The organism is Simkaniaceae bacterium, assembly GCA_021734805.1.
Classification (GTDB): Bacteria; Chlamydiota; Chlamydiia; order Chlamydiales; family JACRBE01; genus Amphritriteisimkania.
This window is the reverse complement of sequence record JAIPIG010000002.1, coordinates 13,705-36,834: the sequence shown is the minus strand read 5'-3', so window position 1 is coordinate 36,834 and position 23,130 is coordinate 13,705. Positions and strand designations below refer to the sequence as shown.

At 41.2% G+C, this 23,130-nt stretch carries 18 protein-coding genes; 15 read left to right on the top strand and 3 right to left on the bottom strand.

Translation table 11 applies throughout. The features are described from left to right. The first annotated feature begins 15 nt into the window (after positions 1-15). The 6 genes from K9M07_00710 to K9M07_00685 all read left to right on the top strand — a co-directional run bounded on the left by K9M07_00710 (position 16) and on the right by K9M07_00685 (position 7,277). Positions 16-915 carry an ABC transporter ATP-binding protein gene (locus K9M07_00710; GenBank protein ID MCF7851743.1) on the top strand — a complete coding sequence of 300 codons (900 nt, stop codon included), beginning with the start codon at positions 16-18 and terminating at the stop codon, positions 913-915. A gap of 14 nt (positions 916-929) precedes the next feature. Further along, the gene (locus K9M07_00705) at positions 930-1,712 is read left to right on the top strand and encodes an ABC transporter permease (GenBank protein ID MCF7851742.1); all 783 of its coding nucleotides are present in this window, start codon (positions 930-932) and stop codon (positions 1,710-1,712) included. Beyond that, positions 1,702-2,049, top strand: coding sequence for a nucleotide pyrophosphohydrolase (locus tag K9M07_00700; GenBank protein MCF7851741.1), 348 nt, complete (start codon positions 1,702-1,704; stop codon positions 2,047-2,049). The genes K9M07_00705 and K9M07_00700 overlap by 11 nt, the downstream gene beginning before the upstream one ends. Continuing rightward, positions 2,046-3,860, top strand: a complete 1,815-nt coding sequence (locus K9M07_00695; GenBank protein ID MCF7851740.1) for a prolyl oligopeptidase family serine peptidase — start codon at positions 2,046-2,048, stop codon at positions 3,858-3,860. The genes K9M07_00700 and K9M07_00695 overlap by 4 nt, the downstream gene beginning before the upstream one ends. A gap of 221 nt (positions 3,861-4,081) precedes the next feature. Further along, positions 4,082-5,488 carry a hypothetical protein gene (locus K9M07_00690; GenBank protein ID MCF7851739.1) on the top strand — a complete coding sequence of 469 codons (1,407 nt, stop codon included), beginning with the start codon at positions 4,082-4,084 and terminating at the stop codon, positions 5,486-5,488. A 121-nt stretch (positions 5,489-5,609) separates the two neighbouring features. Continuing rightward, positions 5,610-7,277: a hypothetical protein gene (locus tag K9M07_00685; protein MCF7851738.1), complete on the top strand. Its 1,668-nt coding sequence runs from the start codon at positions 5,610-5,612 to the stop codon at positions 7,275-7,277. A gap of 381 nt (positions 7,278-7,658) precedes the next feature. Here the strand turns inward: K9M07_00685 and K9M07_00680 are convergent, their stop codons facing one another. Further along, positions 7,659-8,876 carry a transposase gene (locus K9M07_00680; GenBank protein MCF7851737.1) on the bottom strand — a complete coding sequence of 406 codons (1,218 nt, stop codon included), beginning with the start codon at positions 8,874-8,876 and terminating at the stop codon, positions 7,659-7,661. 87 nt (positions 8,877-8,963) lie between these two features. Here K9M07_00680 and K9M07_00675 point away from each other — a divergent pair, with 87 nt between their 5' ends. Both K9M07_00675 and K9M07_00670 read left to right on the top strand, forming a co-directional pair. Beyond that, positions 8,964-10,217 (top strand): MFS transporter, encoded by a 1,254-nt coding sequence (locus K9M07_00675; GenBank protein ID MCF7851736.1) that lies wholly within the window; start codon positions 8,964-8,966, stop codon positions 10,215-10,217. Between the two features lie 145 nt (positions 10,218-10,362). Beyond that, positions 10,363-12,747: a hypothetical protein gene (locus K9M07_00670; GenBank protein ID MCF7851735.1), complete on the top strand. Its 2,385-nt coding sequence runs from the start codon at positions 10,363-10,365 to the stop codon at positions 12,745-12,747. Here the strand turns inward: K9M07_00670 and K9M07_00665 are convergent. Next, positions 12,727-13,764, bottom strand: a complete 1,038-nt coding sequence (locus tag K9M07_00665) for a D-alanine--D-alanine ligase (GenBank protein MCF7851734.1) — start codon at positions 13,762-13,764, stop codon at positions 12,727-12,729. The two genes, K9M07_00670 and K9M07_00665, sit on opposite strands and share 21 nt — an antisense overlap. A 106-nt stretch (positions 13,765-13,870) precedes the next feature. On the opposite strand from K9M07_00665, the gene K9M07_00660 reads away from it, so the two are divergent. The 7 genes from K9M07_00660 to K9M07_00630 all read left to right on the top strand — a co-directional run bounded on the left by K9M07_00660 (position 13,871) and on the right by K9M07_00630 (position 20,643). Then, positions 13,871-14,272, top strand: coding sequence for an FKBP-type peptidyl-prolyl cis-trans isomerase (locus K9M07_00660; protein ID MCF7851733.1), 402 nt, complete (start codon positions 13,871-13,873; stop codon positions 14,270-14,272). A 1-nt stretch (position 14,273) separates the two neighbouring features. Next, positions 14,274-15,305 carry a tRNA (adenosine(37)-N6)-threonylcarbamoyltransferase complex transferase subunit TsaD gene (gene tsaD, locus K9M07_00655; GenBank protein ID MCF7851732.1) on the top strand — a complete coding sequence of 344 codons (1,032 nt, stop codon included), beginning with the start codon at positions 14,274-14,276 and terminating at the stop codon, positions 15,303-15,305. 89 nt (positions 15,306-15,394) lie between these two features. After that, positions 15,395-15,556, top strand: a complete 162-nt coding sequence (gene rpmG, locus K9M07_00650) for a 50S ribosomal protein L33 (GenBank protein MCF7851731.1) — start codon at positions 15,395-15,397, stop codon at positions 15,554-15,556. Positions 15,557-15,623: 67 nt separating this feature from the next. Then, entirely contained in the window at positions 15,624-17,663 is a 2,040-nt protein-coding gene (locus K9M07_00645) for an FtsX-like permease family protein (GenBank protein ID MCF7851730.1), read from the top strand. A 5-nt stretch (positions 17,664-17,668) separates the two neighbouring features. Further along, entirely contained in the window at positions 17,669-18,337 is a 669-nt protein-coding gene (locus K9M07_00640) for an ABC transporter ATP-binding protein (protein ID MCF7851729.1), read from the top strand. Between the two features lie 27 nt (positions 18,338-18,364). Next, positions 18,365-19,693, top strand: a complete 1,329-nt coding sequence (locus tag K9M07_00635; protein ID MCF7851728.1) for a UDP-glucose/GDP-mannose dehydrogenase family protein — start codon at positions 18,365-18,367, stop codon at positions 19,691-19,693. Continuing rightward, positions 19,690-20,643, top strand: coding sequence for a polyprenyl synthetase family protein (locus K9M07_00630; GenBank protein ID MCF7851727.1), 954 nt, complete (start codon positions 19,690-19,692; stop codon positions 20,641-20,643). Before K9M07_00635 ends, K9M07_00630 begins: the two co-directional genes overlap by 4 nt. Here K9M07_00630 and K9M07_00625 read toward each other — a convergent pair. Continuing rightward, complete coding sequence (locus K9M07_00625) at positions 20,585-22,990, bottom strand: adenylate/guanylate cyclase domain-containing protein (protein MCF7851726.1); 2,406 nt, start codon at positions 22,988-22,990, stop codon at positions 20,585-20,587. The genes K9M07_00630 and K9M07_00625 overlap by 59 nt on opposite strands. Positions 22,991-23,130: the final 140 nt, after the last annotated feature.

Here is a 23,130-nt window from a genome sequence, read left to right as displayed (position 1 = left end):
ACCGAGACAAAATGCATGATCCATCCCCCACTAAAAGTTGACCATTTAATTAAAAAATATGGCCCAAATACTGCTGTCCAAGATATTTCTTTTGAGCTGAGAGAGGGCGAAATTTTCGGTCTGCTTGGCCCAAATGGTGCAGGCAAGACCACAACGATTTCATGTATTACAACTTTAGAAGAACCCTCTTCAGGTCATATTGAAATTTTTGGGAAAGACAATATCAAAGAAGCGCGTGCCGCTAAATTTCTTCTTGGATGTGTTCCTCAAGAGCTGATCCATCATGGGTATTTCACAGTGAAAGAAATCATGCATTTTCACGCCTCATATTATGGACTGGTTCATGTCGATGCGCGCATTGACGATCTCCTCAAAAAAATCGATCTCTACCATCATCGAGGCAAACTGATTAGTCAACTCAGCGGAGGCATGAAACGACGTCTGCTGATTGCAAAAGCACTGATTCACAACCCAAAACTCCTCCTACTCGATGAACCGACTGCAGGTGTTGATGTCGAACTGAGACACAATTTATGGGATCTCATTTTTCAACTCAAAGAGGAAGGGGTTTCGATTCTCCTCACAACCCATTACCTCGAAGAGGCAGAAAAATTATGTGATCGGCTTGGAATTATCCGGAATGGTAAACTCATTAAAGTCACCCCTAAACTCGAATTGATTCATACCATGGGGATTCGCACCATTACTTTATTTTTAACTAAACCCATCCATTCCATTCATCACCCCCATCTCTATCGACAAACTGAAAAGGAATTGGTTTTTAAAGCCCCCCAAGCATTTAGCGTATCCAATTTATTAGAAGATATTCAATTAAGCCATCACGCTTTTTCCGATATTTCTGTCGAAGAAGGAAAACTCGAAGATATCTTTACCCAAATTCTGAATCATGAATAGGAGGAAATAACCGCATGCAATGGTTAACACAGGTTTTTGGCCTCTTTAAACGCGAAATAGCTCGTTTTCTCAAAGTTCCATTTCAAACAGTGGGATCTCCCATCATTACATCGACACTGTATCTTGCAATTTTCGGTATCAGCATAGGGGCCTTTGTTAAATCACCCCTACATGTCTCCTACCTTGAGTTTCTCATTCCGGGACTTGTCATGATGAATATTGTCAGAGGCTCTTATGAAAATACGACAAGCTCCATTATCGGATCTAAATACGTCAATGAACTCCAAGATCTGCGGACAGCGCCTCTCTCGAGACTGCAAATCGTTAAAGGCATCATGGGCGCAGCAATTATTAGAGGACTTATCACAGCGTTTCTCACATTCCTAGTCGGCACCATATTCTGTTTAATTTATAACGGTTATTTCATGAAGATTCATCATCCGTTTTACATGCTTTTTTTTCTCTTATTCGGTGCAGCCTCTTTTTCTTCTCTTGGCATGGTTATTGCCATGTTTTCACGCAGCTTTGAGCAAGTGAGCATTTTTGGATCCTTCATTCTCACCCCTTTAATTTATCTCGGCGGGGTCTTTTTCTCTCTCGATATGTTGTCCCCTATCTGGCAAAATATCGCCCGCATCAATCCAATTTTTTATCTCATTCAGGGATTACGGCTTTCCGTATTAACTCCGGCATCAATTCACGTATTTTATGAAGCACTTTTTCTCTTTTTATTTTTTGTCATTTGCGTTTTAATCTCCCTTATTGCTCTTAAAAAAGGACGGCGTTATGTTAGATAAACTCAAAACAGATTTAAAACAGTTTGTTGAAGAGCGGGAATGGGAACAGTTCCATACGGCTAAAAACTTGGCCATTGATTTATCAATAGAGGCATCGGAAGTTCTCGAACATTTTGTTTGGCACAACGATGATAAACACCTCGATGACTCCAATAAAATGGAAGCTTTTAAGGAAGAGATCGGCGATGTGCTTAACTCTTTATTATTGCTCGCTATGAAATTTGATATCGATGTGATTGATTGCGCGTTTGATAAACTGGAAAAAACGAAAAAGAAGTATCCTATTCATCTTTGTAGAGGGAATGCAAAAAAACATACGGAACTCACCCCTAAATGAAACACCCTGCTGTGATTTCTTCTGATGAAGCTGCATCTAATCTCAGCTCCATATCAGGACTGCAATCAACCTCTTCGCACCTTTATTTTACCGAAACGAGGCCTAATGAGGGGGGGCGCACAACTCTTTTATCTTATGATGGACAATCGATCGTTGAATGCCTATCCTCTACATTCTCTATTCGCTCGCGCGTCCATGAATATGGAGGTCGAGCTTTTTGTGTTCATGATGATCATATTTTCTTTGTCAATCAAAGTGATCAAGGAATTTATGAACTTTCAAAAGAGGGACCCGAATTAATCTATCATCGAAAGGATTGCCGTTTTGGGGATCCGGTTTATGATCCTTTAAGAGAGAATCTCTACGCCCTTTTAGAAGAGCACACTCCTAATCAAGATGTGCGCAACTCTATTGCTAAAATTGATCTCAAAACAAAGACGCTGACTAAGGTTGCAGAATCGGCTGATTTTTATAGCTCTATTACTCTACGCCCTGATGGCGAAGAACTCACTTGGGTTGAATGGAACCATCCACATATGCCTTGGGATACATCAAGCGTATCGCGAGCCACTCTTGATCCGCAAGGGGCTTTTCTATCGATCTCTTTGGTCTGCTCTCTTTCCCACACATCAGCTCAAGATCCGATCTATTTAGACAATAGATCGCTCATCTTTATGTGGGATAAAACCGGTTTTTGGAATCCCTATCATACCGATTATCTCGAAGCACCCATCATTCGGACTGAAGCAGATTTTGCTCAAACACCTTGGAACTTCGGGGTGACTCGCACGTGTATTCTTGAAAATCAACTTTTTGCTGTCGGAACTGAAAAAGGCTGTGATTTTCTAGCAAAAATCGATATCAAAACAAACACACTTTATCGCTATGATCTTCCATTTAATTTAATCACACACATTACGGCTTACCAAAATCAAATTGCGCTGATTGCCTCAACCGAGACTGAGGCTTCTTCCCTTATTCTTCTCAATCCAACTGCACCATCTGAACACCAAATCATTCATTCCACTCTAAAAACCTCTATTGATCCCTCTTATTTTTCACTTCCCGAATCGATCGAGTTGACTAATCGGCATCGAGAACAAATCTATGGGTTTTTATATTTACCTCATCAAGTGACCAAAGAACTCCCTTTTCTCATTGTCAAATGTCATAGCGGACCGACATCGCATGTTTCACCTTCACTGAATTTACAAACGCAATTTTATACAACGCATGGCTATGCCGTATTTGAAATCAACTATGGAGGATCAACCGGATATGGCAAAGCTTATCGCGACCGCCTTGAGAATCGATGGGGTGAACTTGACGTTGAGGATGTCATTGATGGCGTAACCTATTTAATTGAAAATAAAAGAGTTGACCCAAAGCGCATCGCTATTATGGGATCGAGTTCCGGGGGATTAACGGCACTCCTGAGCGCGGCCCGCTCCCCCCTTTTCTCCCACTGCATCGTTCTCTATCCCGTTGCAGATCCCATCAAACTCATACAGGATACGCATAAATTTGAAAAACACTATACCGACCATCTAATTGGCACTTATCCGGAAGCTAAAGAGAGGTTTGAGAAAAGAAGCCCCCTTCTTCTCGCTTCAAAAATCAAATGTCCAACACTGATCTTTCATGGAAAGAAAGATCGCGTTGTTCCTGTTGAACAATCGATTCATTTGCAAAAAGCGCTTCCTTTAGGAGAATTAGTTTTATTTGAAAATGAGGGACATAGCTTTAAAACGGCCGAAGCAAAAAAAACCGTTTTAGAAAAAACACTCGCCTTTATTCATATACCGAAATGAGTTGAGGAATTGGAGTTTTAGCTTTGATGGCGCTTCGAATTTTTATCAGGCTTTAGCCGGCTTAATTTTTTGATTCTATTGAAGATAGGTCAAAAAATTACGGGTAAAAAGTCGAAGATGCCGGCGAAGATAAAAACTAATTCTTCAATTTATTTCGGTATAAATGATTTACAAAAATTCTTTTTCCCGCCATTTGAAGAAATGACCGGGAGGTAGACATTATGGGTATAGGCAAAGGGATCCTTCAATTTTTTCAGTGGATCTGCAAATTTAACTTTGGTGACTTTGAGCGCGAAGAGTTTAAAAAATTTTTGCGCATGGGGCTTATCTTTGCTCTCATTATCGGTGTTTACTGGACGCTTCGCCCTCTTAAAGATGCAATTTTTATTCAGCTTGTCGATCGCCTCTATTTGCCCTATGCAAAAACCGTCTCCGTTTTAGCTCTTCTTCCTCTTGTCATGTTTTATACGAGGCTTTTAGAAAAGACATCGCGCGAAAAAATGCTCATTATCCTCCCTACCTTTTACGGCATATCCGTTCTATGCTTCAGTATTATTATGTTCCTCGCACAAGGAACTCCCGAACAACTCGCAGCTCGCCCCCTCTTTTTATTCATCCTCACGCGAGGTTTAGGCTTTTTATGGTATCTTTTTGTCGAGAGTTTTGGCTCTTTAATCGTCGCCCTCTTTTGGGCTTTTGCAGCTGACACAACAAATCCAACCCATGCAAGAAGGGGCTTTCCTCTCGTCGTTGCTTTGGGTCAAATTGGCGGGATTATTTTCCCTTATTCAATTGGAGGATTACCCCATCGACTCGCATTTAAAACCGATACGCTTTCTCTTCTGATTTTAGGGTTTTTAATCTTACTCATTATCCCCGTTGTGCGCTATTTTCTGCGAGCTACACCTAAAGCACTACTACAATCATTCCATGGAAAAAATGAGGCTATCGAAGAGAAAAAGCAAGAGCCCGGTTTTTTAGAAGGGCTTAAACTCATGCTCAAACACCGCTATCTTTTATGTATCTTTGGAGCAAATTTCATCTATGAACTCGTTGTCACTATATTTGACTTTAACTTTAAACTCGCTGCAGGAGCTCAATACTCGGGTGTTGCATTGAGCAATTACCTCAGTCTTTATGGTTCAGTTGTCAATATCGTGTCGCTATCCTGCTTGCTACTAGGAATTAGTAACGTAACCCGCTACCTTGGAATCGGCGTTGCCCTCGCCGCTATGCCCGTCATTGTCGGTTGCGCTCTATTTGGATTTTTAACAATTGACAGCCTCTCCTTTCTATTCTCACTCATGGTTGGAGCGAAAGCAATTAACTATGCCCTCAATGGCCCTGCTCTGAAACAACTTTATATCCCAACGACTCCCGATGTACGCTTTAAAGCACAGGCTTGGATTGAAACCTTTGGCTCGCGCGCCTCAAAAGAAGCGGGATCAGTTTTTAATATGCTTCTCGCACCCCTTCAATCGGCATTTGGTGCGGTTGTCGGACGCGCGCACTATCTTGTTCTAAGCGGTGGCGTGGGATTCCCCATGCTCACACTATGGCTCGTCATTGCAATTTTTCTTGGGCGCACCTTTAAAAAGGCTATCAATAACAAGAATGTGATTTGTTAAGTTAATATTAAGGATTTGTTTTTAATTTGTTTTGATTAAGAAAATTAAATAAATTTTCCATGTTTTTTTAAATAACTTAACTGTATACTCGCATGCATTGTTATCTCTTTTTTGATAAACGATGCAAAAACTAATCGCTGCCATTCTTTTTCTTTTTTCTTTCATGCAGCTTCCTGCTGAACAACTCGCTCCACCCTCTAGTCATCGGATTAATTTTTCAAATGTAAAAGCATCAGAGCTCATTCGTTTTATTAGTAAAATCACAAAGACCAATTTCATCTTTAAAGATAGCGATCTCAACTTTGAGGTCTCGTTTATCTCAGGCAAAGACTCAACGGAAAAAGAAATCCTACAAACCATGATTGCCCTACTTGAAAATCACCACTGTGATGTCAAGTCTAAGGGAGGATGTTTTGTTATCGAAAAAAAAGAACCTGTGAAAAACATCTTCGATGCCCATCCGGGCTCTGATAAACGCGAATCAATATCCACTACTCCCCTCTATTACGAAAAAGCAAGTCTCCCCCCCTTAAAAAAAGAGCAAGAGGAGTTTTCCGTTTATAAACTCCAGTTCCATCAAGGTGACGAAATTCTAGCTGCAATTAAACAATTGTCCGCTTCATCCCCGAAAAGCGACCCTCTATTCACTTCCTCCGTTCAATCAATGCAATGGATTAAAACGACAAATTCTTTAGTCATTTCAGGCCCCAAACAAACGATTTCTAAACTCGTTTCACTGATTAAAACACTCGATACCCCTCAAAAACAAGTCTTTATTGAGGTCTTGGTCATTGAAACCGATATCAGTAAAAGCCATGAATTTGGGCTGAATTGGTCTGTTAGCTCCAAATACAAAAACCGCCTTGGATTTGGAACAGGTGACTTTAATGGAGCTAATGGTTCGCAATTTGCAAAAACAATGCAGACAATCGGTGATGCTATTCACCCATCAGGCCTATCTCAATTCCCTATAGGACGCGGTTTTGATCTCGGTGTCATTGGAGATATTATTACGCATAACGGGATGACATTTTTATCCCTTGGCTCGCTCGTTTCAGCCCTTCAAAGTGATCACGAAACCGCAGTGATTCTCAATCAAAAACTGATCGCTCAAGACAATAAATGTACTAAAGTTTTTGTTGGGCATAACATCCCCTTTGCCGGTTCGGTCGTTGAAACGGTTGGCCCCTCCCAACAGACAACTTCGAATATCGAATACCGCAATATCGGGACATCACTCAATATCACTCCCTATATCGGCGAAAATGGAATGATCACGCTTGAAATCGATGAGGAAATTACGGAAGCAAGTGATCGCCATATGCACATGACAAAACAAATGAGCGGCATTGAAACCTCAAAAACGAATATGGTTTCACGCGTTCATGTCCCTGATGCCCACTTTGTTGTCTTAACCGGAATGGTGCGCAACAAAAAGAAACAAGAAACCTCGGGTCTTCCCTGTCTTGGGGGTATTCCCTTCATTAGCACCCTGTTTAGCAAAGATCATAAAGTTGAAGAAAAACGCAATATTATTATCTTTGTCCGTCCCTATATCATCGATACTTTCTCAGATTATGAAGCACTATCCGATAAGGAAATCAATCAAGCGAAAGAATCTAAATTTGTGGAAGAAATGATAGAAGATATTATCCTTGAGGGCGACGGGCAAGACGAACATGCTTTAAATCGCGATCCTTCTGACGAGCTTCTTTTACCAAATCAAGAAGAATTAGAACCTCTTCTCGAGCCATCTGAGGTAGATCCCTTTCTTCTAGATCGTGAATAAGCTCTTCACATCGATCCCAATCGATTCCCTTTGCAAGCATGGTCGTAAAGGGATAGCGCCGCTCATCCACCTCAACAAATTCAGCAATGGTTTGAGGAAAGCGAACATCGAAGAGCCATTCGATCCATCCTCTTCCATCTTCCGTATTTTCAACCGGAAAATTTTCATCCCAACTAATACTATTAAGCTTCATATCATCGGGAATTTTACCGAGTCGCGCTTCAGCAAATCTCTGATGCGCCTGAATGGGAACATTGTCACGAGTAATCGATTTTGCTTCTGCCATAAATAATTCTCAGAATAAAGGCACAAGCCTAACATAGTTTACGAATTTTTCTCTGTTAAAAAAAAGAATTGTTGCTATTGTGAATTACCCCATGCCTAAAGGCAGGAGCTTCCGGCTTCAACGGCACGAGCAAGTACAGAGGGTTTTCTACCCTTGACTTGGCTAACAGTGCCTCGACCGGCAGTACCGGTGATTCCCACCGCTATCATACGTTGCGCTTCGCCACATATGTTTTTTGATGCGTTTACATCTCTATCATGCGTTTCTTTACATTTCGGGCATTGCCACACCCTTATATGCAAAGAAATCGAATTATTTACATTCAAGCAATTCGAACATGCTTTAGTACTTGGAAAAAACCGATTTACTTTTAGAAAGCCTTTTCCTAATTGTTCGGCTTTGTATTTCAGCATTCCAAGGAACATTCCCCAACCGGCATCACCGATTGATTGTGCTAAACAGTGGTTTTTCATCATATTTTTTACACTCAAATCCTCAACGGCAATGACTTGGTTTTCGTCTACTAACCGTTTAGAAATTTTGTGCAAATAGTCTTTGCGTGCATTGCGTACACGCTCATGAGATTTTGCCACTAGCAAGCGTGCCTTATTTCGGGTGGCGCTTCCCTTAGTATGTCTTGAAAGTTTTTTTTGTTTACGCCGTAAATTTTTTTCTGCTTTTACAACATGTCTAGGATTATCAAACTTTGATCCGTCGCTAGTTATTGCAAGATGTGTCAATCCTACATCCACTCCAAGAATTTTTCCTTCAAAAGAAGCTTTAGGTGGCTCTATCCCATTTTCAGTCAAAATAGAGGCAAAATATTTTCCTGTCGTTGTTCTGTCTACAGTTACCGTTTTGATCTTTCCGACTATTTCACGGTGAATCACCGCTTTTACCCAGCCAATCTTGGGTAAAAACACCTTGTTGTCAGCGAATATTTTGATTCCTTGAGGATACTGAATAGATTGTCTATCGTGCTTAGATTTGAATTTAGGATATTTTGCTCTTTTCTCAAAAAAATTGATGAACGCACGAGATAGATTCAAGCTTACAGATTGCAATACTTGGCTATGAGTTTCACTTAGCCATTCGTTGGTTTTCTTTAGCTCAGGCAAACGAGCATTCAAGGCAAATTGCCCAAGACCTTTACCTGTTTCTTGGTAAACTTTTTGTATTTCGTTTAGACTGTTATTCCAAAACCACCGTGCGCATCCGAACGCTTTGGAAAGGATTTCCTCTTGTATAGCGTTAGGATAGATTCTTATTTTGGTGGCTGATAACATATTTTTAGTGTAAAAAAATATTCGCATTAAAGTAAATAGCGCCTTATATCCCCATAGCTAAAGCAAGGGGATTTACGGCGTCATTGTTTAAGCACAAAACACACTGTTGACAATATGGACTCTTATCGCATTCGGGAAATTATCCCCATTCTCATCGTACTTTTCCTTAGCTACCTCGGCTTTGCTCTTGCCCTTCCAATCTTTCCACCTATGTTTTTAAGCACGTCTAAAGAAGCGATTATATCAGCGACACTATCGCCTGAAATGCGTACGGTATTTTTGGGGCTGCTTATTTCGATGTACCCTTTGGGACAGCTTTTTGGTGGGCCTATTTTAGGAAAACTTTCTGATTGTTATGGCAGAAAGCCTATTCTCATTATCACTCTCATCGCCATTATTCCCGGTTATCTCCTATCCGCTTTTGCTATTCTTTGGAAAAATTTACCTCTACTCTACATCAGCCGATTAATTTGTGGGCTGTGCGAAGGAAACTCGGTGATTGCAGCCGCAGCAATGGCAGATATTAGCCAAACAAAACAAGAAAAAGCCCAAAAATTTGGACTCATTCTCACTGTAAGCAGTCTTGGATTTATCTTTGGACCCTTTATCGGCGGTAAATTATCTGACTCCCAAGCCATCCATTGGTTTAATTACTCCACACCCTTTCTGATGGCTGCAGGACTTGTTCTTATTGGGCTTTGCTTTGTCTTTTTTATGTTTAAAGAAACACTCCAAAAAGGAAAACGCGAAATATTCCATTTTAGAGGCACGATTCAATCGATCTTCACATCGATTCTATCCCCCCGCCTTCGCCATATTTTTCTATCCAATTTCTTCCTCTTTTTATCGATTTTTTCTTTTTTCGGCTTTTTTCCGGTGCTTCTCGTCTGGTGGTATCAATACAATGCAGCTCATATTGGTGAAGTAATTTCCTATCTATCCATTCCGATTTGTCTCTCGCCTCTTTTATTTTCATTTCTCTCAAAACATATGATGCCGCGCAATATCACTATTCTCTTTGCTACTATTTTAATGGCGAGTATCTTAAGCCTTTTCGGAGCGCAAAAACCTATTTATCTCTACTTTTTCCTCATTCCAATAGGACTTTGCATCGCCGTGAGCTGGACCTATTCATCGCTGATTATTTCAGATCACGTTAGTCCACAAAAGCAAGGTGAAGCGCTTGGAACTAATCAATCGATTACTATTTTTGCTGAAATTATTGCAGGAATGGTTGGAGGAATGATGGCAGGGGTCGAAATGTTTCTCCCTCTCATCTTAGCCGCAGCTGCAGCTCTCACCGCTGCGCTTTGGCTCTTTTTCTTTGTTCCAAACGACACACATTACGAAGCACCCTCATCGAAATAGCTTACTTATTTGCAAAAAGATAAATATATATTCTATTTATAATCAGTGATTTACAAAATTATCCAATGGTTGATTTGATTTTTCTTGGCTCAGTTTGCAAGAGAGAGTAAACTTTTCTAAAATCAAAATACGTAGAGTCGTTTTTATGGCTTATTCTTCAAATATTAAATCATTAATAGACAATACCTTATGTGGGATTGAAATTGAAAACCTCCGCACCACGAATAAAGGTTGTTTATCAGAGCAACCTCACCCTAAAGGCTTTGGATCACCTCTATTCAACCCCCATTTTACCAAAGATTTTGCGGAAGCCCAAGTCGAAACGATCACTTCACCTTTTGCTTCTCCTAAAAAGGCGCTTCAAGAGCTAGAAAATCTCATGGCCTATGCCCATCAACAGCTCAACCAAGAGCTTTTTTGGCCTATTGCTATGCCTTGTCGACTCCCCACTTATAATGACTCCTTCATCGCCGATTTTGGAGCGACAAATGAAGGTGAAAGAAAATGGCTCTACCGAAAGGGCCTCCAACAACGTTATGGCCATCAAGTACAACTGATCTGCGGGTTACACTACAATTTTTCGATTCAAGATGAGTGGCTTAAAAAAGAATATCACCAACTGAATCCGGCCATTTCTTATCGCGATTTTGTATCGAGCCGATACCTCAATTTAATGCGCAACTTTATCGAAAGAAGTTACTTGCTCGTTTATCTTTTTGGGGCATCCCCTAATATAGATGAGTCTTATAAACCCATCAAAAAAAATCATCCTTATGCCACATCATTGCGCATGAGTCCTTTTGGGTATCATAGTCCCTATCAATGCCATCTTGATATTTCCTATCAGGATATAGAACATTTCATCCATTCTTTTGAGCGTGAATTAAATACCCCTTGTCGCGCTTTTTCCCATATTGAGCAGCAAATAAATACTAATGTGCTTCAAACGGAAAATGAGCTTTATGTCCCTATCCGCGCTAAAAACCATATTGAATCTCGCCTAGGAGCTTTAAAAGCTATTAAAAACAAAGGAATTACATACGTCGAAGTGAGAACGCTCGACTTAAATCCCTTTGAGCCGGCAGGCGTTGCTTTAGATGACTTGGAATTCCTCCACCTCTTCTTAATTGACTGCTTTCTAAGAGAGAAAAAAACACTCTCCAAGCAAGCGATTAAAAATGCCCGCCGCAATCAACACCATATTGCTCTTGAAGGGAGAAAGCCGGGTGTTAAACTATCGAATCAAAAAGCCTTTAAAACTCAAGCCCTCGCTATTTTAGAGCAAGTGAAAGAAACAGCCCTACTGTTTGGTCTTGAACACCTCGTCCAAAAACAAATCGAAAAGATCAATAATCCTCACCTCACGACTTCAGCTCAAGTTCTTGCCAAAACAAATACATCCAAATCATTTCTCAATTTTGGCTTAAAATATGCACGTCAACATCACCGTTATTTTCAAAACTATCCGCAGGATGAACAGCGCAACAACCAACTTCAAAAAGAAGCCCATGACAGCCTCATTGAACAAGACATTGCCGATGCTAAAGCGCGCTATACTCTACCCGGATATGAGGGGCTTGAAAAATCGACACAAGCCGTCATTCGAGAGGCCCTTAAACAAAATATTCATGTTGAAGTTCTCGATGCTGTCGAGAATTTCATTCGCCTGACAAAGGGATCCCATCAAGAAGTGATCAAAGAAGCGACAAAAACGCGTCTTGACCATTATATTTCACCCCTCATCATGGAAAATAAAATCATTTCAAAACAGCTGCTTAATGAGGCAAATCTTTTCACTCCAAAAGGGGCCTCTTTTACATCCTTTGAAGAAGCGCTTCGTGCCTATCCTTCGTTTGAGAAGATCAAGATCGTTGTCAAGCCCAATACAACTAACTTTGGAATTGCCGTCTATTTTATCGAACCCCATTCTAGAGGAGAGTATGAAATGGCTCTTCAATCAGCCTTTCAGCATGGATCTAGAGTCATAGTTGAAGAATACTTTTCAGGTGAAGAATACCGCTTTTTAGTGATCGGAGAAGAAGTGGTTGGCATTATCAAACGCGTACCGGCAAATGTGGTGGGCAATGGCATCGACACCATTAAAAACTTAGTTGAGAAAAAAAATAAAGATCCCCGATCTTACAAAGATGCAAAAACGGCTATTTATTTATCTGAAATCGAGCTCTATTATCTCTCTCTCCAACAATTGAGTCCAAAAAGCGTGCCTAAAGAGGGGGAACAAATTTTTTTGCGGCATAACTCCAATGTCTCAACCGGAGGAGATTCAATCGATATGACAGATGAGATGCACCCCCAGTTTCGCACAATAGCCCTTCAAGCCGCTCGCGCAGGTCAAGCACAAATCTGCGGTGTCGATATCATGATTGTCAATAATCAAAAACCCCCTTCGCCTACAAACTACCGCATTATTGAGATCAACCATAACCCTGCACTTCTCGTGCATGAATTTCCAATACGAGGTCAGCCGCGCAATACGGCCAAGCCCCTGCTAAAACTGCTCGGTTTTTAATAGACTTAACCCAAGCCCTGCCCGTTGTTTATGGGCATCGATGGCCAAACATAAAAGCTCTTCAATTAGCCTTTCATAGCTCAGACCGCTTACCTCCCACATTTGAGGATAGAGACTGATCGAGGTAAATCCGGGAAGCGTGTTGAGCTCATTAATATAAATCTGTTGATCTAACGATACAAACATATCAACTCGAGCCATTCCACGGCATTCGAGCGTGCGATACGCTCTCATCGCCAATTGCTGAATTTCTTTTATCAATTGAGGAGAATAAGGAACGGGAACTTCAAAAATAGCCCCATTAGGATCTAAATACTTGGCTTCATAGTCATAAAAGGTATGGGTTGGAGTAAGCCTTGCGGGAAGCGAAGCAATAACATTATCATTGCCCAGAACCGCGCACTCAATTTCATCGCCCTCAATATATTTCTCAACTAAAATTTTCACATCGTATTGAAAAGCATCTAAAACGGCACCGGGAAGCTCTTCTTCTCGATCAACACGGGTGATGCCAATTGATGAGCCCATATTAGCCGGTTTGATAAAACAGGGGAAACCGATCTTTTTGGCTATCTCCTCTTGATCAAGGCAATCATTTTTGTAGTAGACAAGATAGGGAACGCAAGCGATTTTTGCATGTTCAAGCAGTCTTTTCATCATATCTTTATCCATACACAATGCCGTGGATAACACATCCGATCCGACAAACGGAATATCTGCTATTCTCAATAAGCCCTGCACTGTACCATCTTCCCCAAAAGGTCCATGCAAAATAGGAAAAGCGATATCTAATTTTTTGAGTTGCGAGAGCAGGATCTCAGTGATTGGTCTCTTTTGCTCTAAATATTCTATGTCATCAATAAGAAACCACTCCCCGCTGCGATCTATATAAAAAAGGAAAATATCATAGTGACTGCGGTTGATGACTTGAGTGACAGAGCGTGCCGATCGAATTGAAATCTCGTGTTCAGGGCTCTTACCGCCAAAAAGAAGACCGATTTTAAGCTTAGATGACATGCGTATATCTCATTTGTGAACAGAAGGGATTTTTTAATAATTATTGAGACTCCGGCCACATTGTGGTACTATTAAGTGAAGCAGTCAATAAAAAAAAGGAATGACTATGAGTGAAACGGTGCGTGTGGAATACGAAGCAAGATTACTTGATGGACAATTAATCGATCAAAATAATTCTTTTGAATTTACTTTGGGAGAAGAAGCAGTCATTCCGGGTTTTGAGCGGGTTGTGAGTGAAATGAAGGTGGGTGAAACGCGCACGGTACAAGTCAATTGTGAAGAAGCTTATGGCAACCGAGATAATGATTTGGTACAAATCATTGCTCGCGATCGAATCCCCGTCCACTTAAATCTTCAAAAAGGCATGCACTTGCAAATCGGTGAGGAAAATGATCCGGTGATCGTCACGATTGTCGATGTCAATGATAGTGAAGTTGTAATCGATGCCAATCATCCTCTTGCCGGCCAAAGTCTTCAATTTAAAATTACTAAACTATCCAGCATATAATATGTTAGTCCTAGGAATTGAAACAACATGTGATGAAACGGCTGTTTCTATTGTAGAAGATGGTCAAAAGATTCTTTCTAATGTCATCTCCTCTCAAGCCGATTTTCACCGCACCTATAGAGGGGTTTTTCCCGAATACGCCAGCCGCAACCATGTCGATTTGATGATTCCAACGATCGAGCAAGCCTTAAAAGAAGCAAACGTCTTGCCCTCATCCATCGATTTGATCGCCGTCGCTAACCGTCCGGGGCTGATGGGGCCCCTCCTTATCGGGCTCAATACGGCAAAGGCACTCTCTTTTGCCTGGTCTATTCCCTATGTCACGGTCAATCACCTCGAAGCTCATCTATATGCCTCAATGATGCTATTAAAGGAGACGATCCTTTTCCCTGCCTTAGGCGTTGTGATTTCAGGAGGGCATACTTTCATGCTTCGCATTGATTCATTCCGCAACTATCAGCTCATTAGCTCAACTGTAGATGATGCGATTGGAGAGAGTTTTGATAAGGTAGCTTCTCTTCTCGATCTCCCCTATCCCGGAGGCCCTGAAATTGAAAAGCTCGCTAAAGAAGGAGATCCGACAAAATATCCCTTTAAAGCGGGAATTGTCAAAAAAGACCCCCTCAGCTTTTCATTTAGCGGCCTCAAAACACAAGTTCTTTACGCGATCAAAGGGATGAATGGCAATAAGAAAGGCGAGAGTCAAATCGATCCCAATGAAAAAAAACATATCGCAGCGAGTTTCCAAATAACTGCCCTTTCTGATATTGTGAAGAAAGCGCTCAAAGCAGCGACTTTGAGTGGCGCCTCCCAAATTTTTTTAGGAGGGGGTGTCAGTAACAGCTCGAAATTAAAAGAATTGTTTACTCTTCATGCCCCTCCTACCCTTTCTATCCACTTCCCCCCTAAAAATTTATCCATTGATAATGGGGCGATGATCGCCGGGCTCGGATATCATATTTTCACTAAAAACTTCCAATCTGATAGCTATGCAGCAGTCGCATCCCCTAGCGGAAGCGTTTTATTTGATTAACGGTTGATTTATATCGTTTTTTTTGAGATGATTTCGTCTATTATTTCTAATCTAGAAAAAGATAATTATTTTTTTTGAGTGGAGCTCATATGGCTAAAAAAGGCGCTAGAGAAATTATTAAGTTAAAAAGTACAGAAAGTGCTGAGTGCTACTGGACAACAAAAAACAAAAAAACAACAACTGAAAGACTTGAGCTTAAGAAGTTTGACAAGTCATTAAGAAAACGCGTTGTTTTTAAAGAAGCTAAGTAGCGATAAGTCATTCCTACTTTAGGAATGACTTCGCTCTTTTATCAGTTCATTGCAAGGGACTTTTGAAATGTTTGAATTTCATTTTGCGCGAAAATATCTCGTCCCAAAAAAAAATCGCCTTTCGGCATCTTTAATCGCTTGTTTATCATGCCTTGTCATTTCCCTTGTCATCTGGCTTTTACTTCTCTTCCTCTCCGTGACGGAAGGACTTGAGAAAAATTGGCTTAAAAAACTCACAACGATCAATGCCCCCGTTCGCATTGTGCCAACCAATGAGTATTACAATTCGTACTACTATTTGAGCGATAGCATCAGTAGTGAGTCAAATTATTCCTTGAAGACGATTTATGAAAAGCTCCAAGCAAGCCAAACCGACCCTTACAATCCGGAATTCGATGAAGAAATCCCTTCCTATTGGCCTGAATCTTTAAAAAACTCCCATCATCAAATGGTTGATCTGATTAAAACGACGTATCAATCAATTAATGAACTTCCCTTTAAAGGGATCCGCGCTTCAGATTATCAAGTCACGGCTGCAATGCTTAAACTCAATCTCATTCGCCCTTCCTTTCAAGGGTATGATGAGAGTTATATCTCTCAAGCAACTTACCTGAGCACATTGGATCAAGACCAACCTCAGCTCAGTTCTTTATTACTACCTCCAACTGAATCTGATATTAACCACCTACTCTTTCTAGTGAAGTGGAAAGGGAGCCAAGATAACTCTATCTTCCAAAGAATTTTCTCTCATCTCGATCTCCAAGAAACGCGACCCGCAAGCCGACGCTTTAGCCTCCCCCATCACGCCCTGCCCCCTTCTCATGTTTTTGACGTATGGGTTCATACAAAGCAAACGGATGCAATCCGCCATGTCATCCTCCCCGAGGAAATGTCTGAAGAAAGGCCCGGATATTTCGCCGCCAGCCTCTATCGAAATGATGACCATTTAGTTCTCGAAATCGATGGCAAAAAACACCCCCTTCCCTCCCGCACTCCTCTCGTTATGGATGTATCGACCCGTTTTCAATCTACTCTTTTAAAGACCACTTTCTTATCCGCCCATGATTTATCTGAAATCTTTGTTGAAGCAACGGCTTTCCTTCAAAATACATCGATCAATGCAACCTTATCTCTAGCTGACCTTGAAATCACCAAAGCTGATATCAAACATGCCTTTGATACCCCTCCTTTTATCGAACCGATTTGGCCCTATCAAGTTCAAGATAAAGTCCACATTCCAAAAAAAGCTTGGATGGATGCAACAGGCGTGCTTGTCCCCAAAAACTTCAAAAATTCAGGGGTTAGCATCGGCGATAAAGGATCGCTATCCTATGCTGCTTTCACCGGAACGACTTCACAAGAAATGAATGCCCCCATTTTTGTCGCCGGTTTCTATGACCCGGGCGTGATGGGAATTGGAGCGCGTTATATTTTAGCACAAAGATCTACCGTAGAAGCCATTGCCGCATCTAACACCTCTCATTCTCTTGACCCCATGATGTCAAATGGCATTAACATTTGGTTCCCGGATCTTAAAAAGACACCCCAAATTGTGACGGCTCTTCAGAACATGCTCGATAGCTACAAAATCGCCCCCTATTTTAATATTATCCCCTATTATGAATTTGAATTTGCAAAAGATCTCATTCAGCAACTTCAAAGCGATCGCTACATCTTTACCTTAGTCGGTATCATTATTTTAGCCGTTGCCGGTTGCAATATCATTTCAGCCCTACTTCTCCTCGTTAATGATAAGAAAAAGGAAATTGGAATTTTGAAAGCCATGGGGACTTCAAATCGCAGTATTATTTTTATTTTTTCACTCTGCGGGCTAACCCTCGGTATTTTAAGCTTTATCATTGGAGCCGGCGCTGCTGCTTTGACGCTTCAAAATATCGACTCCCTTGTCCACTTCCTTAGCTTCTTGCAAGGACAAAACGCTTTTAATCCCGAAATTTATGGACAGAACCTCCCTAATACATTGAGCATGCGCGCCTTTATCATTATGGCAGTTGCCACTCCAATCGTCTCTCTCCTTGCCGGCTTTTTACCGGCCTTAAAGGCCTCTCGAATCAGCCCGACCCATATTTTGAGGAGCGAGTCATGAACTCTTTGGTTATTGAGCTCAAAAAAGTTTCTAAATGTTTCTACCGCCCGGAAAAACAACTCCTCATTGAGAACATTGACCTCAGTGTTTTTGAGGGGGAAACCATCGCCATTATCGGAGAATCCGGAGTGGGTAAAAGTACCCTAATGCATATCATGGGACTTCTTGAACCCCCTTCAAGTGGTGATATCTACTTTAAAGAAAAATCGATAAGTGAGTTAAATCCAAATCAGCTCAGACAACACTTTATTGGCTTTGTTTTTCAGGGGTTTTATCTTCTCGAAGAAGAGAGCGTCCTCGACAATGTCTTGCTCCCCGCAAAAATTGCACGACAACCTACTCATCGCACGAGCCCTTCTTATGAAAGAGCATTGGACTTAATTGCCGATGTCAATCTCCTCGATCGCATCCATTACCCGACAAAACTCCTATCGGGAGGAGAAAAGCAGCGCGTTGCCATTGCGCGAGCGCTTTGCAACGACCCTTCTCTGATTTTAGCCGATGAACCTACAGGGAACCTCGATTCCCTTCACAAACAAATGATTCAAAATATCCTCATCTCATGCTGTAAAAAATACAATAAATCTCTGATTGTCGTGACACATGACTTGAGTTTTGCTAATCTATGTGACCGACGCTATCATCTAATCAACAAACAAATACGAGTTGTTTGATAGAATACACCGACACAAGGAGCGAGTATGAATCTATTGATTATCGGAACAGGTTATGTTGGCTTGGTCACCGGAACCTGTTTTGCTGAAATGGGCCACCACGTGACTTGTCTTGATATCGATGACGCCAAAATCGAGCTGCTAAAGCAGGGCAAAACGCCTATTTACGAGCCGGGACTTGAAGAGCTTGTCACTAAAAATCAAAATGCCCATCGCCTCTCTTTTACCACTTCATATGAAGAGGGACTCAAAAATATCGACGTTTGCTTTATTGCCGTTCCTACAGGATCTAACCCGGATGGGGGCTGTGATCTATCTCATGTGAAAAGCGCAGCTCAAAGCATTGGAAAGTTGATGTCCGGCCCCTTGGTTATCGCCAATAAATCGACATCCCCTCTTCATACAACAGATCTCATTCGCTCTATTATTCAAGAAGAACTACAACATCGTCAGCTATCCTACCCCTTTGATGTCGTTTCAAATCCCGAGTTTTTAAAGGAAGGGTGCGCCATCCAAGACAGTATGAAACCCGATCGGATCATTATTGGTAGTGACTCTCAATATGCTACCGATATAATGAAAGAGCTTTATTCAGCTTTTTCATTGAATCACAATCGCATTCTTATCATGTCATGCGTCTCAGCTGAACTGACAAAATATGCGGCTAATGTAATGCTCGCTTCACGCATTTCACTCATGAATGAGCTTTCGCGCGTTTGTGACCAAGCCAATGCCAATATCCACGATGTGCGCATTGGAATCGGATCGGATAAACGGATAGGTTACCATTTTTTATATGCAGGCGTTGGCTATGGCGGATCTTGCTTCCCCAAAGACATTAAAGCACTCAAAAAAATTGCAGAAGAAATGGATATTGAAACGCCCATGCTCGATGCCATTGAGCTCGTCAATGACCAGCAAAAAAGGCGCCTCTCACAAAAAATCTCCAATCACTTCGGCGATTTATCCGATTGTCAAATTGCCATCTGGGGCCTTTCATTCAAACCCGATACGGATGATATTCGCCACGCACCGGCGCTTCAATTGATCGATGATCTGCTTCAAAAAAATGCGACGATCAAGGTGTATGATCCTATCTCAATGGATCATGTAAAAAAACATTTCCCTCCTTCAGAAAAAATTATTTATGCCAAATCGGAGTATGATGCGGCAGATAATGCCGATGCGATTGCCCTTGTCACTGAATGGAAACAATTTCGCTTTGTCGATTTGAAAAAAATTGCGAGCAATATGCGCTCTAAAGTCTTTTTTGATGGCCGCAATCAATATAAGCCTCACCAATTAGGTCAGCTCGGATTCACTTATTATGGAATAGGAGTACCCAAATTCTCATGATAGACCAAAATGAGCCGAAAAACCGGGTATTTGATCGCGACACTTCCATTCATTTGACTAAAACGATCCATGCCTATGTTGAAGAGAGACTTCAATCCATTGAAGAGGCCCTAGATCGCCTTCTTCAATCCCACCACCCCCTCCATCAATCGCTGATTGAAGCTGCGCGCTACAGCGTCTTATCAAAAGCAAAACGGTTAAGACCACTTATTGTGCTTGCGATTGCAGAGTGTTATCATATTCCTTTTGAACATGTCATTGACCCTGCCTGCTCTATTGAGATCCTCCACACTTATACACTCATTCACGATGACCTTCCTTGCATGGACAATGAGTTAATGCGTCGAGGTAAACCCGCCCTCCATCATATTTACCCTGAAGGGCATTCCGTTTTGACGGGTGATTTTTTACTCACACTCGCTTTCGATATTTTAGCGCATGCCCCCCATCTTAGCGATTCTGATAAAATCCTACTCATTCAGTCTCTCACGCGCAAAACCGGAGGTGACGGAGTGATTGCGGGACAAGTGATCGATCTCAATCAGCACATTGAGCATACCCATGACTCTCTTATTTATATGTATAAGCGAAAAACAGCGGATTTATTCACGGCTGCATTTGAATTTGGAGCCATCATTGCCCATGTTTCTCAAAGAGATCAAAAATTACTTAAAGAATTTGGAGAACAATTTGGGCTGATTTTTCAGTTTATCGATGACCTAGAAGATTATGAGAGCGATTCAGATAAGATCACAGCGCCCCATCTCTTTGGTATTCAAAAAACAATAGACATCATCTCAACTTCTCTTAAACAACTGGATGAAAAATCCAAAGAGATCTCGATTGAAATCCCCCTCCTCCATTTTCTCATCTCTCAAATTGAGCAAAAACTCAACGCACTGACTTCACCTGAAAGACAGCAATGGGCTGAGAAAAACCCTTCAATGTAATCGCGCTTAGCTCTTCATAGACAATGTTTTCTTTGACGTGAAACGACTCTAAAGTCTCTTTAGAGATGAGAATCTGCATTGAATCGGCTGCCGAACAAAGCCTTGCCGCTAAATTGACATTAGCTCCCAGCACCGTATAATTCATCCGATTTTCCGCACCCATATTTCCGGCAACGACATTTCCCGTATGAATCCCAATTCCAATATCAAAAACGACCGATTCCCCTTGCCTATGCTCATCATTGTATTTTTGCACCCGGGAGAGCATTTCAATAGCACATTCAACCGCTCTATAGGCGCTCTCTTCTGACGATAGAGGCGCACCAAATAATGCCATCACCTCATCACCAACGTATTTATCAATCACACCTTCATATTCATCGACAACTTCAGATAGGATTGTCATATAATGGTTTAATAACTTGATCAAAGTCGATGGGGCAATATTTTGTGTTAATTCCGTAAAATGGCGAATATCGGCAAAAAGAACCGTCACAATCTTTTCTTCACCGCCCAATTCAATGTTACCCCCAAGAATTTTTTCTGCAATTTGAGGAGAAACCACTTTATTTAGTACCCCCATGACGCGCTCTTTTTCTTTTAATCCCTTAATCATCTCAGAAAACGAAGCATATAAATCAGAAATTTCATCCTTGGACTCACCCTCTTGCTGTGGCAAATTAACCTTGTCAAGAGCTCCTTCTTTCACACGACGACTCGATTCTGCAAGAATGACAATTGGTTTTGTCATCCGTTTAGCTAATATATTGATCATCAAAAAAACGATAACAAAGGTCACAAGACCTATCACAGTCATTTGAATTGACAAGCGGCGATTAAAGCTCTGTGCAGAATTTGTTGCAATATTGAGAAGCGAAAAGACCTTTTCCTTATCATTAAAGAGGACAACTTCAACTGCTTCATTTTCCATTGGATGGATCGAAATATAATAGTATTGTCTCCCCTTGGTATCGGTAAAAGTTCCCATGGGGGCAGATTGAATTTGCTCTACGGGATAAGTTCCCTTAACATAAGGAAACTCATCACCCTGAACATCATACGCTTTGACAACATCATTATTCACAATCAATAAGGCATTATCCTCCGTCGCCATGGCAAGCCCTTGTAAAATGGTGCGCACATCAATGCCAAGCGTCAAATAGCTTTTCTCGATACCGCTGATTGTCGATGCTTCAAATTCCTCAGTTTGCCCTAAGAAAATCCGATCCTGCATTCCGGTATAAATTTGTGGGCTCAACTGGGTGACCGGTTCATTATAAAAAACGGACGGGGTAATGACGGCCCTTCCGATATTTTGATCTTTATGGAAATGACATAGACCAATTGGAGCCCCCTTTGCTAAAGGATTATAGTCATAGATTCCCGTTGCATTGTAGGCAAGCATTTGCCAAATCATATTAATTTCATCATAGCGATCTTCGATCTGTTTTTGAATATGATCTAAATCCGGCTCAATCGGAGTGGCATCGGACAGACTTTGAAATTTACGCTCAAACCAATCCTTCTTATCTCTTGTGATTGATTGCAAAATATCGGAATTCTGATTCAAAAAGTATTTAGCTTTTGCCATAGACTCATAAATAATTCCCATCGATTCGGCTAAAGCATTGAGCTGATCAAAGTTCAATTTTCTCTCTGTTAACTGCTTTTGATTGACTACAGCTTGATATTGTTTCATGTTATCTTGCAATGCCTTGAGATCTAAATTGGCTATGACTTCGGGATCGAAGAGCAAATAGAAATCGAGCTGAGGACTTGATAAAATCATCTGCGAGATGATTTTGGGGTTGTGATTGTATGTCAACTCATTGAATGGAAATGGGATCGAGATAAAAGGCCCCTCTAATTTAACCCCCACATTTTGAGAATCGACAACACTGATCTTGATCTCATCAATCAACGGAACCATCAATGTCCGAAAAGGAGGAGGTTCATCTAAAATAATGAGAGATAATAGTTTATCTCGATGCAAATTCTGAATTAAGTCGAGCCATTTATTATTGATCAAAAGAGTTGCTGAAGAGAGCCACGTATTCGTTTCTAAATTCAAATCGGAAGGTTTAAAGGCATCTTTCCAATACCCCAGATCCTTGATCCGATTTAATAAGGCCCCCACTTGAGCCTTGGACTCACTGATCTGAGTCCGCGTATATGATTCGACCGCCCGTCTCTTTTGTTCATTCTGCTCATTGATCTTCGCTTCGATTTGCGCTTCACTCTCATGAACCATCCTGAGCGTTAACAACTCTTCGACGACCTGAGTTGCCAAAAAAGAAAATAGGAAAATTCCTCCCACAAGGAGGAAGATTTTGGTCCGAATCTTCATTAATCACTCGATACAAACAGAATTTTTGCCTCATCTTTTTCCTATAGTGCAACCCAAAACAAATGAAAAGAAATATTTGCAAATTGAATTTTCCTTTGTTAAGGAGAAGTTATACCGTCTTTTACCTGTCAGGAGATGCT

What these genes read in the sequence shown, in the direction of transcription:
- K9M07_00710 (MCF7851743.1), top strand. Translation starts at nt 16, where the DNA reads ATGATCCATCCCCCACTAAAAGTTGACCATTTAATTAAAAAATATGGC.
- K9M07_00705 (MCF7851742.1), top strand. Translation starts at nt 930, where the DNA reads ATGCAATGGTTAACACAGGTTTTTGGCCTCTTTAAACGCGAAATAGCT.
- K9M07_00700 (MCF7851741.1), top strand. Translation starts at nt 1,702, where the DNA reads ATGTTAGATAAACTCAAAACAGATTTAAAACAGTTTGTTGAAGAGCGG.
- K9M07_00695 (MCF7851740.1), top strand. Translation starts at nt 2,046, where the DNA reads ATGAAACACCCTGCTGTGATTTCTTCTGATGAAGCTGCATCTAATCTC.
- K9M07_00690 (MCF7851739.1), top strand. Translation starts at nt 4,082, where the DNA reads ATGGGTATAGGCAAAGGGATCCTTCAATTTTTTCAGTGGATCTGCAAA.
- K9M07_00685 (MCF7851738.1), top strand. Translation starts at nt 5,610, where the DNA reads ATGCAAAAACTAATCGCTGCCATTCTTTTTCTTTTTTCTTTCATGCAG.
- K9M07_00680 (MCF7851737.1), bottom strand. Translation starts at nt 8,876, where the DNA reads ATGCGAATATTTTTTTACACTAAAAATATGTTATCAGCCACCAAAATA.
- K9M07_00675 (MCF7851736.1), top strand. Translation starts at nt 8,964, where the DNA reads ATGGACTCTTATCGCATTCGGGAAATTATCCCCATTCTCATCGTACTT.
- K9M07_00670 (MCF7851735.1), top strand. Translation starts at nt 10,363, where the DNA reads ATGGCTTATTCTTCAAATATTAAATCATTAATAGACAATACCTTATGT.
- K9M07_00665 (MCF7851734.1), bottom strand. Translation starts at nt 13,764, where the DNA reads ATGTCATCTAAGCTTAAAATCGGTCTTCTTTTTGGCGGTAAGAGCCCT.
- K9M07_00660 (MCF7851733.1), top strand. Translation starts at nt 13,871, where the DNA reads ATGAGTGAAACGGTGCGTGTGGAATACGAAGCAAGATTACTTGATGGA.
- tsaD (MCF7851732.1), top strand. Translation starts at nt 14,274, where the DNA reads ATGTTAGTCCTAGGAATTGAAACAACATGTGATGAAACGGCTGTTTCT.
- rpmG (MCF7851731.1), top strand. Translation starts at nt 15,395, where the DNA reads ATGGCTAAAAAAGGCGCTAGAGAAATTATTAAGTTAAAAAGTACAGAA.
- K9M07_00645 (MCF7851730.1), top strand. Translation starts at nt 15,624, where the DNA reads ATGTTTGAATTTCATTTTGCGCGAAAATATCTCGTCCCAAAAAAAAAT.
- K9M07_00635 (MCF7851728.1), top strand. Translation starts at nt 18,365, where the DNA reads ATGAATCTATTGATTATCGGAACAGGTTATGTTGGCTTGGTCACCGGA.
- K9M07_00630 (MCF7851727.1), top strand. Translation starts at nt 19,690, where the DNA reads ATGATAGACCAAAATGAGCCGAAAAACCGGGTATTTGATCGCGACACT.
- K9M07_00625 (MCF7851726.1), bottom strand. Translation starts at nt 22,990, where the DNA reads ATGAAGATTCGGACCAAAATCTTCCTCCTTGTGGGAGGAATTTTCCTA.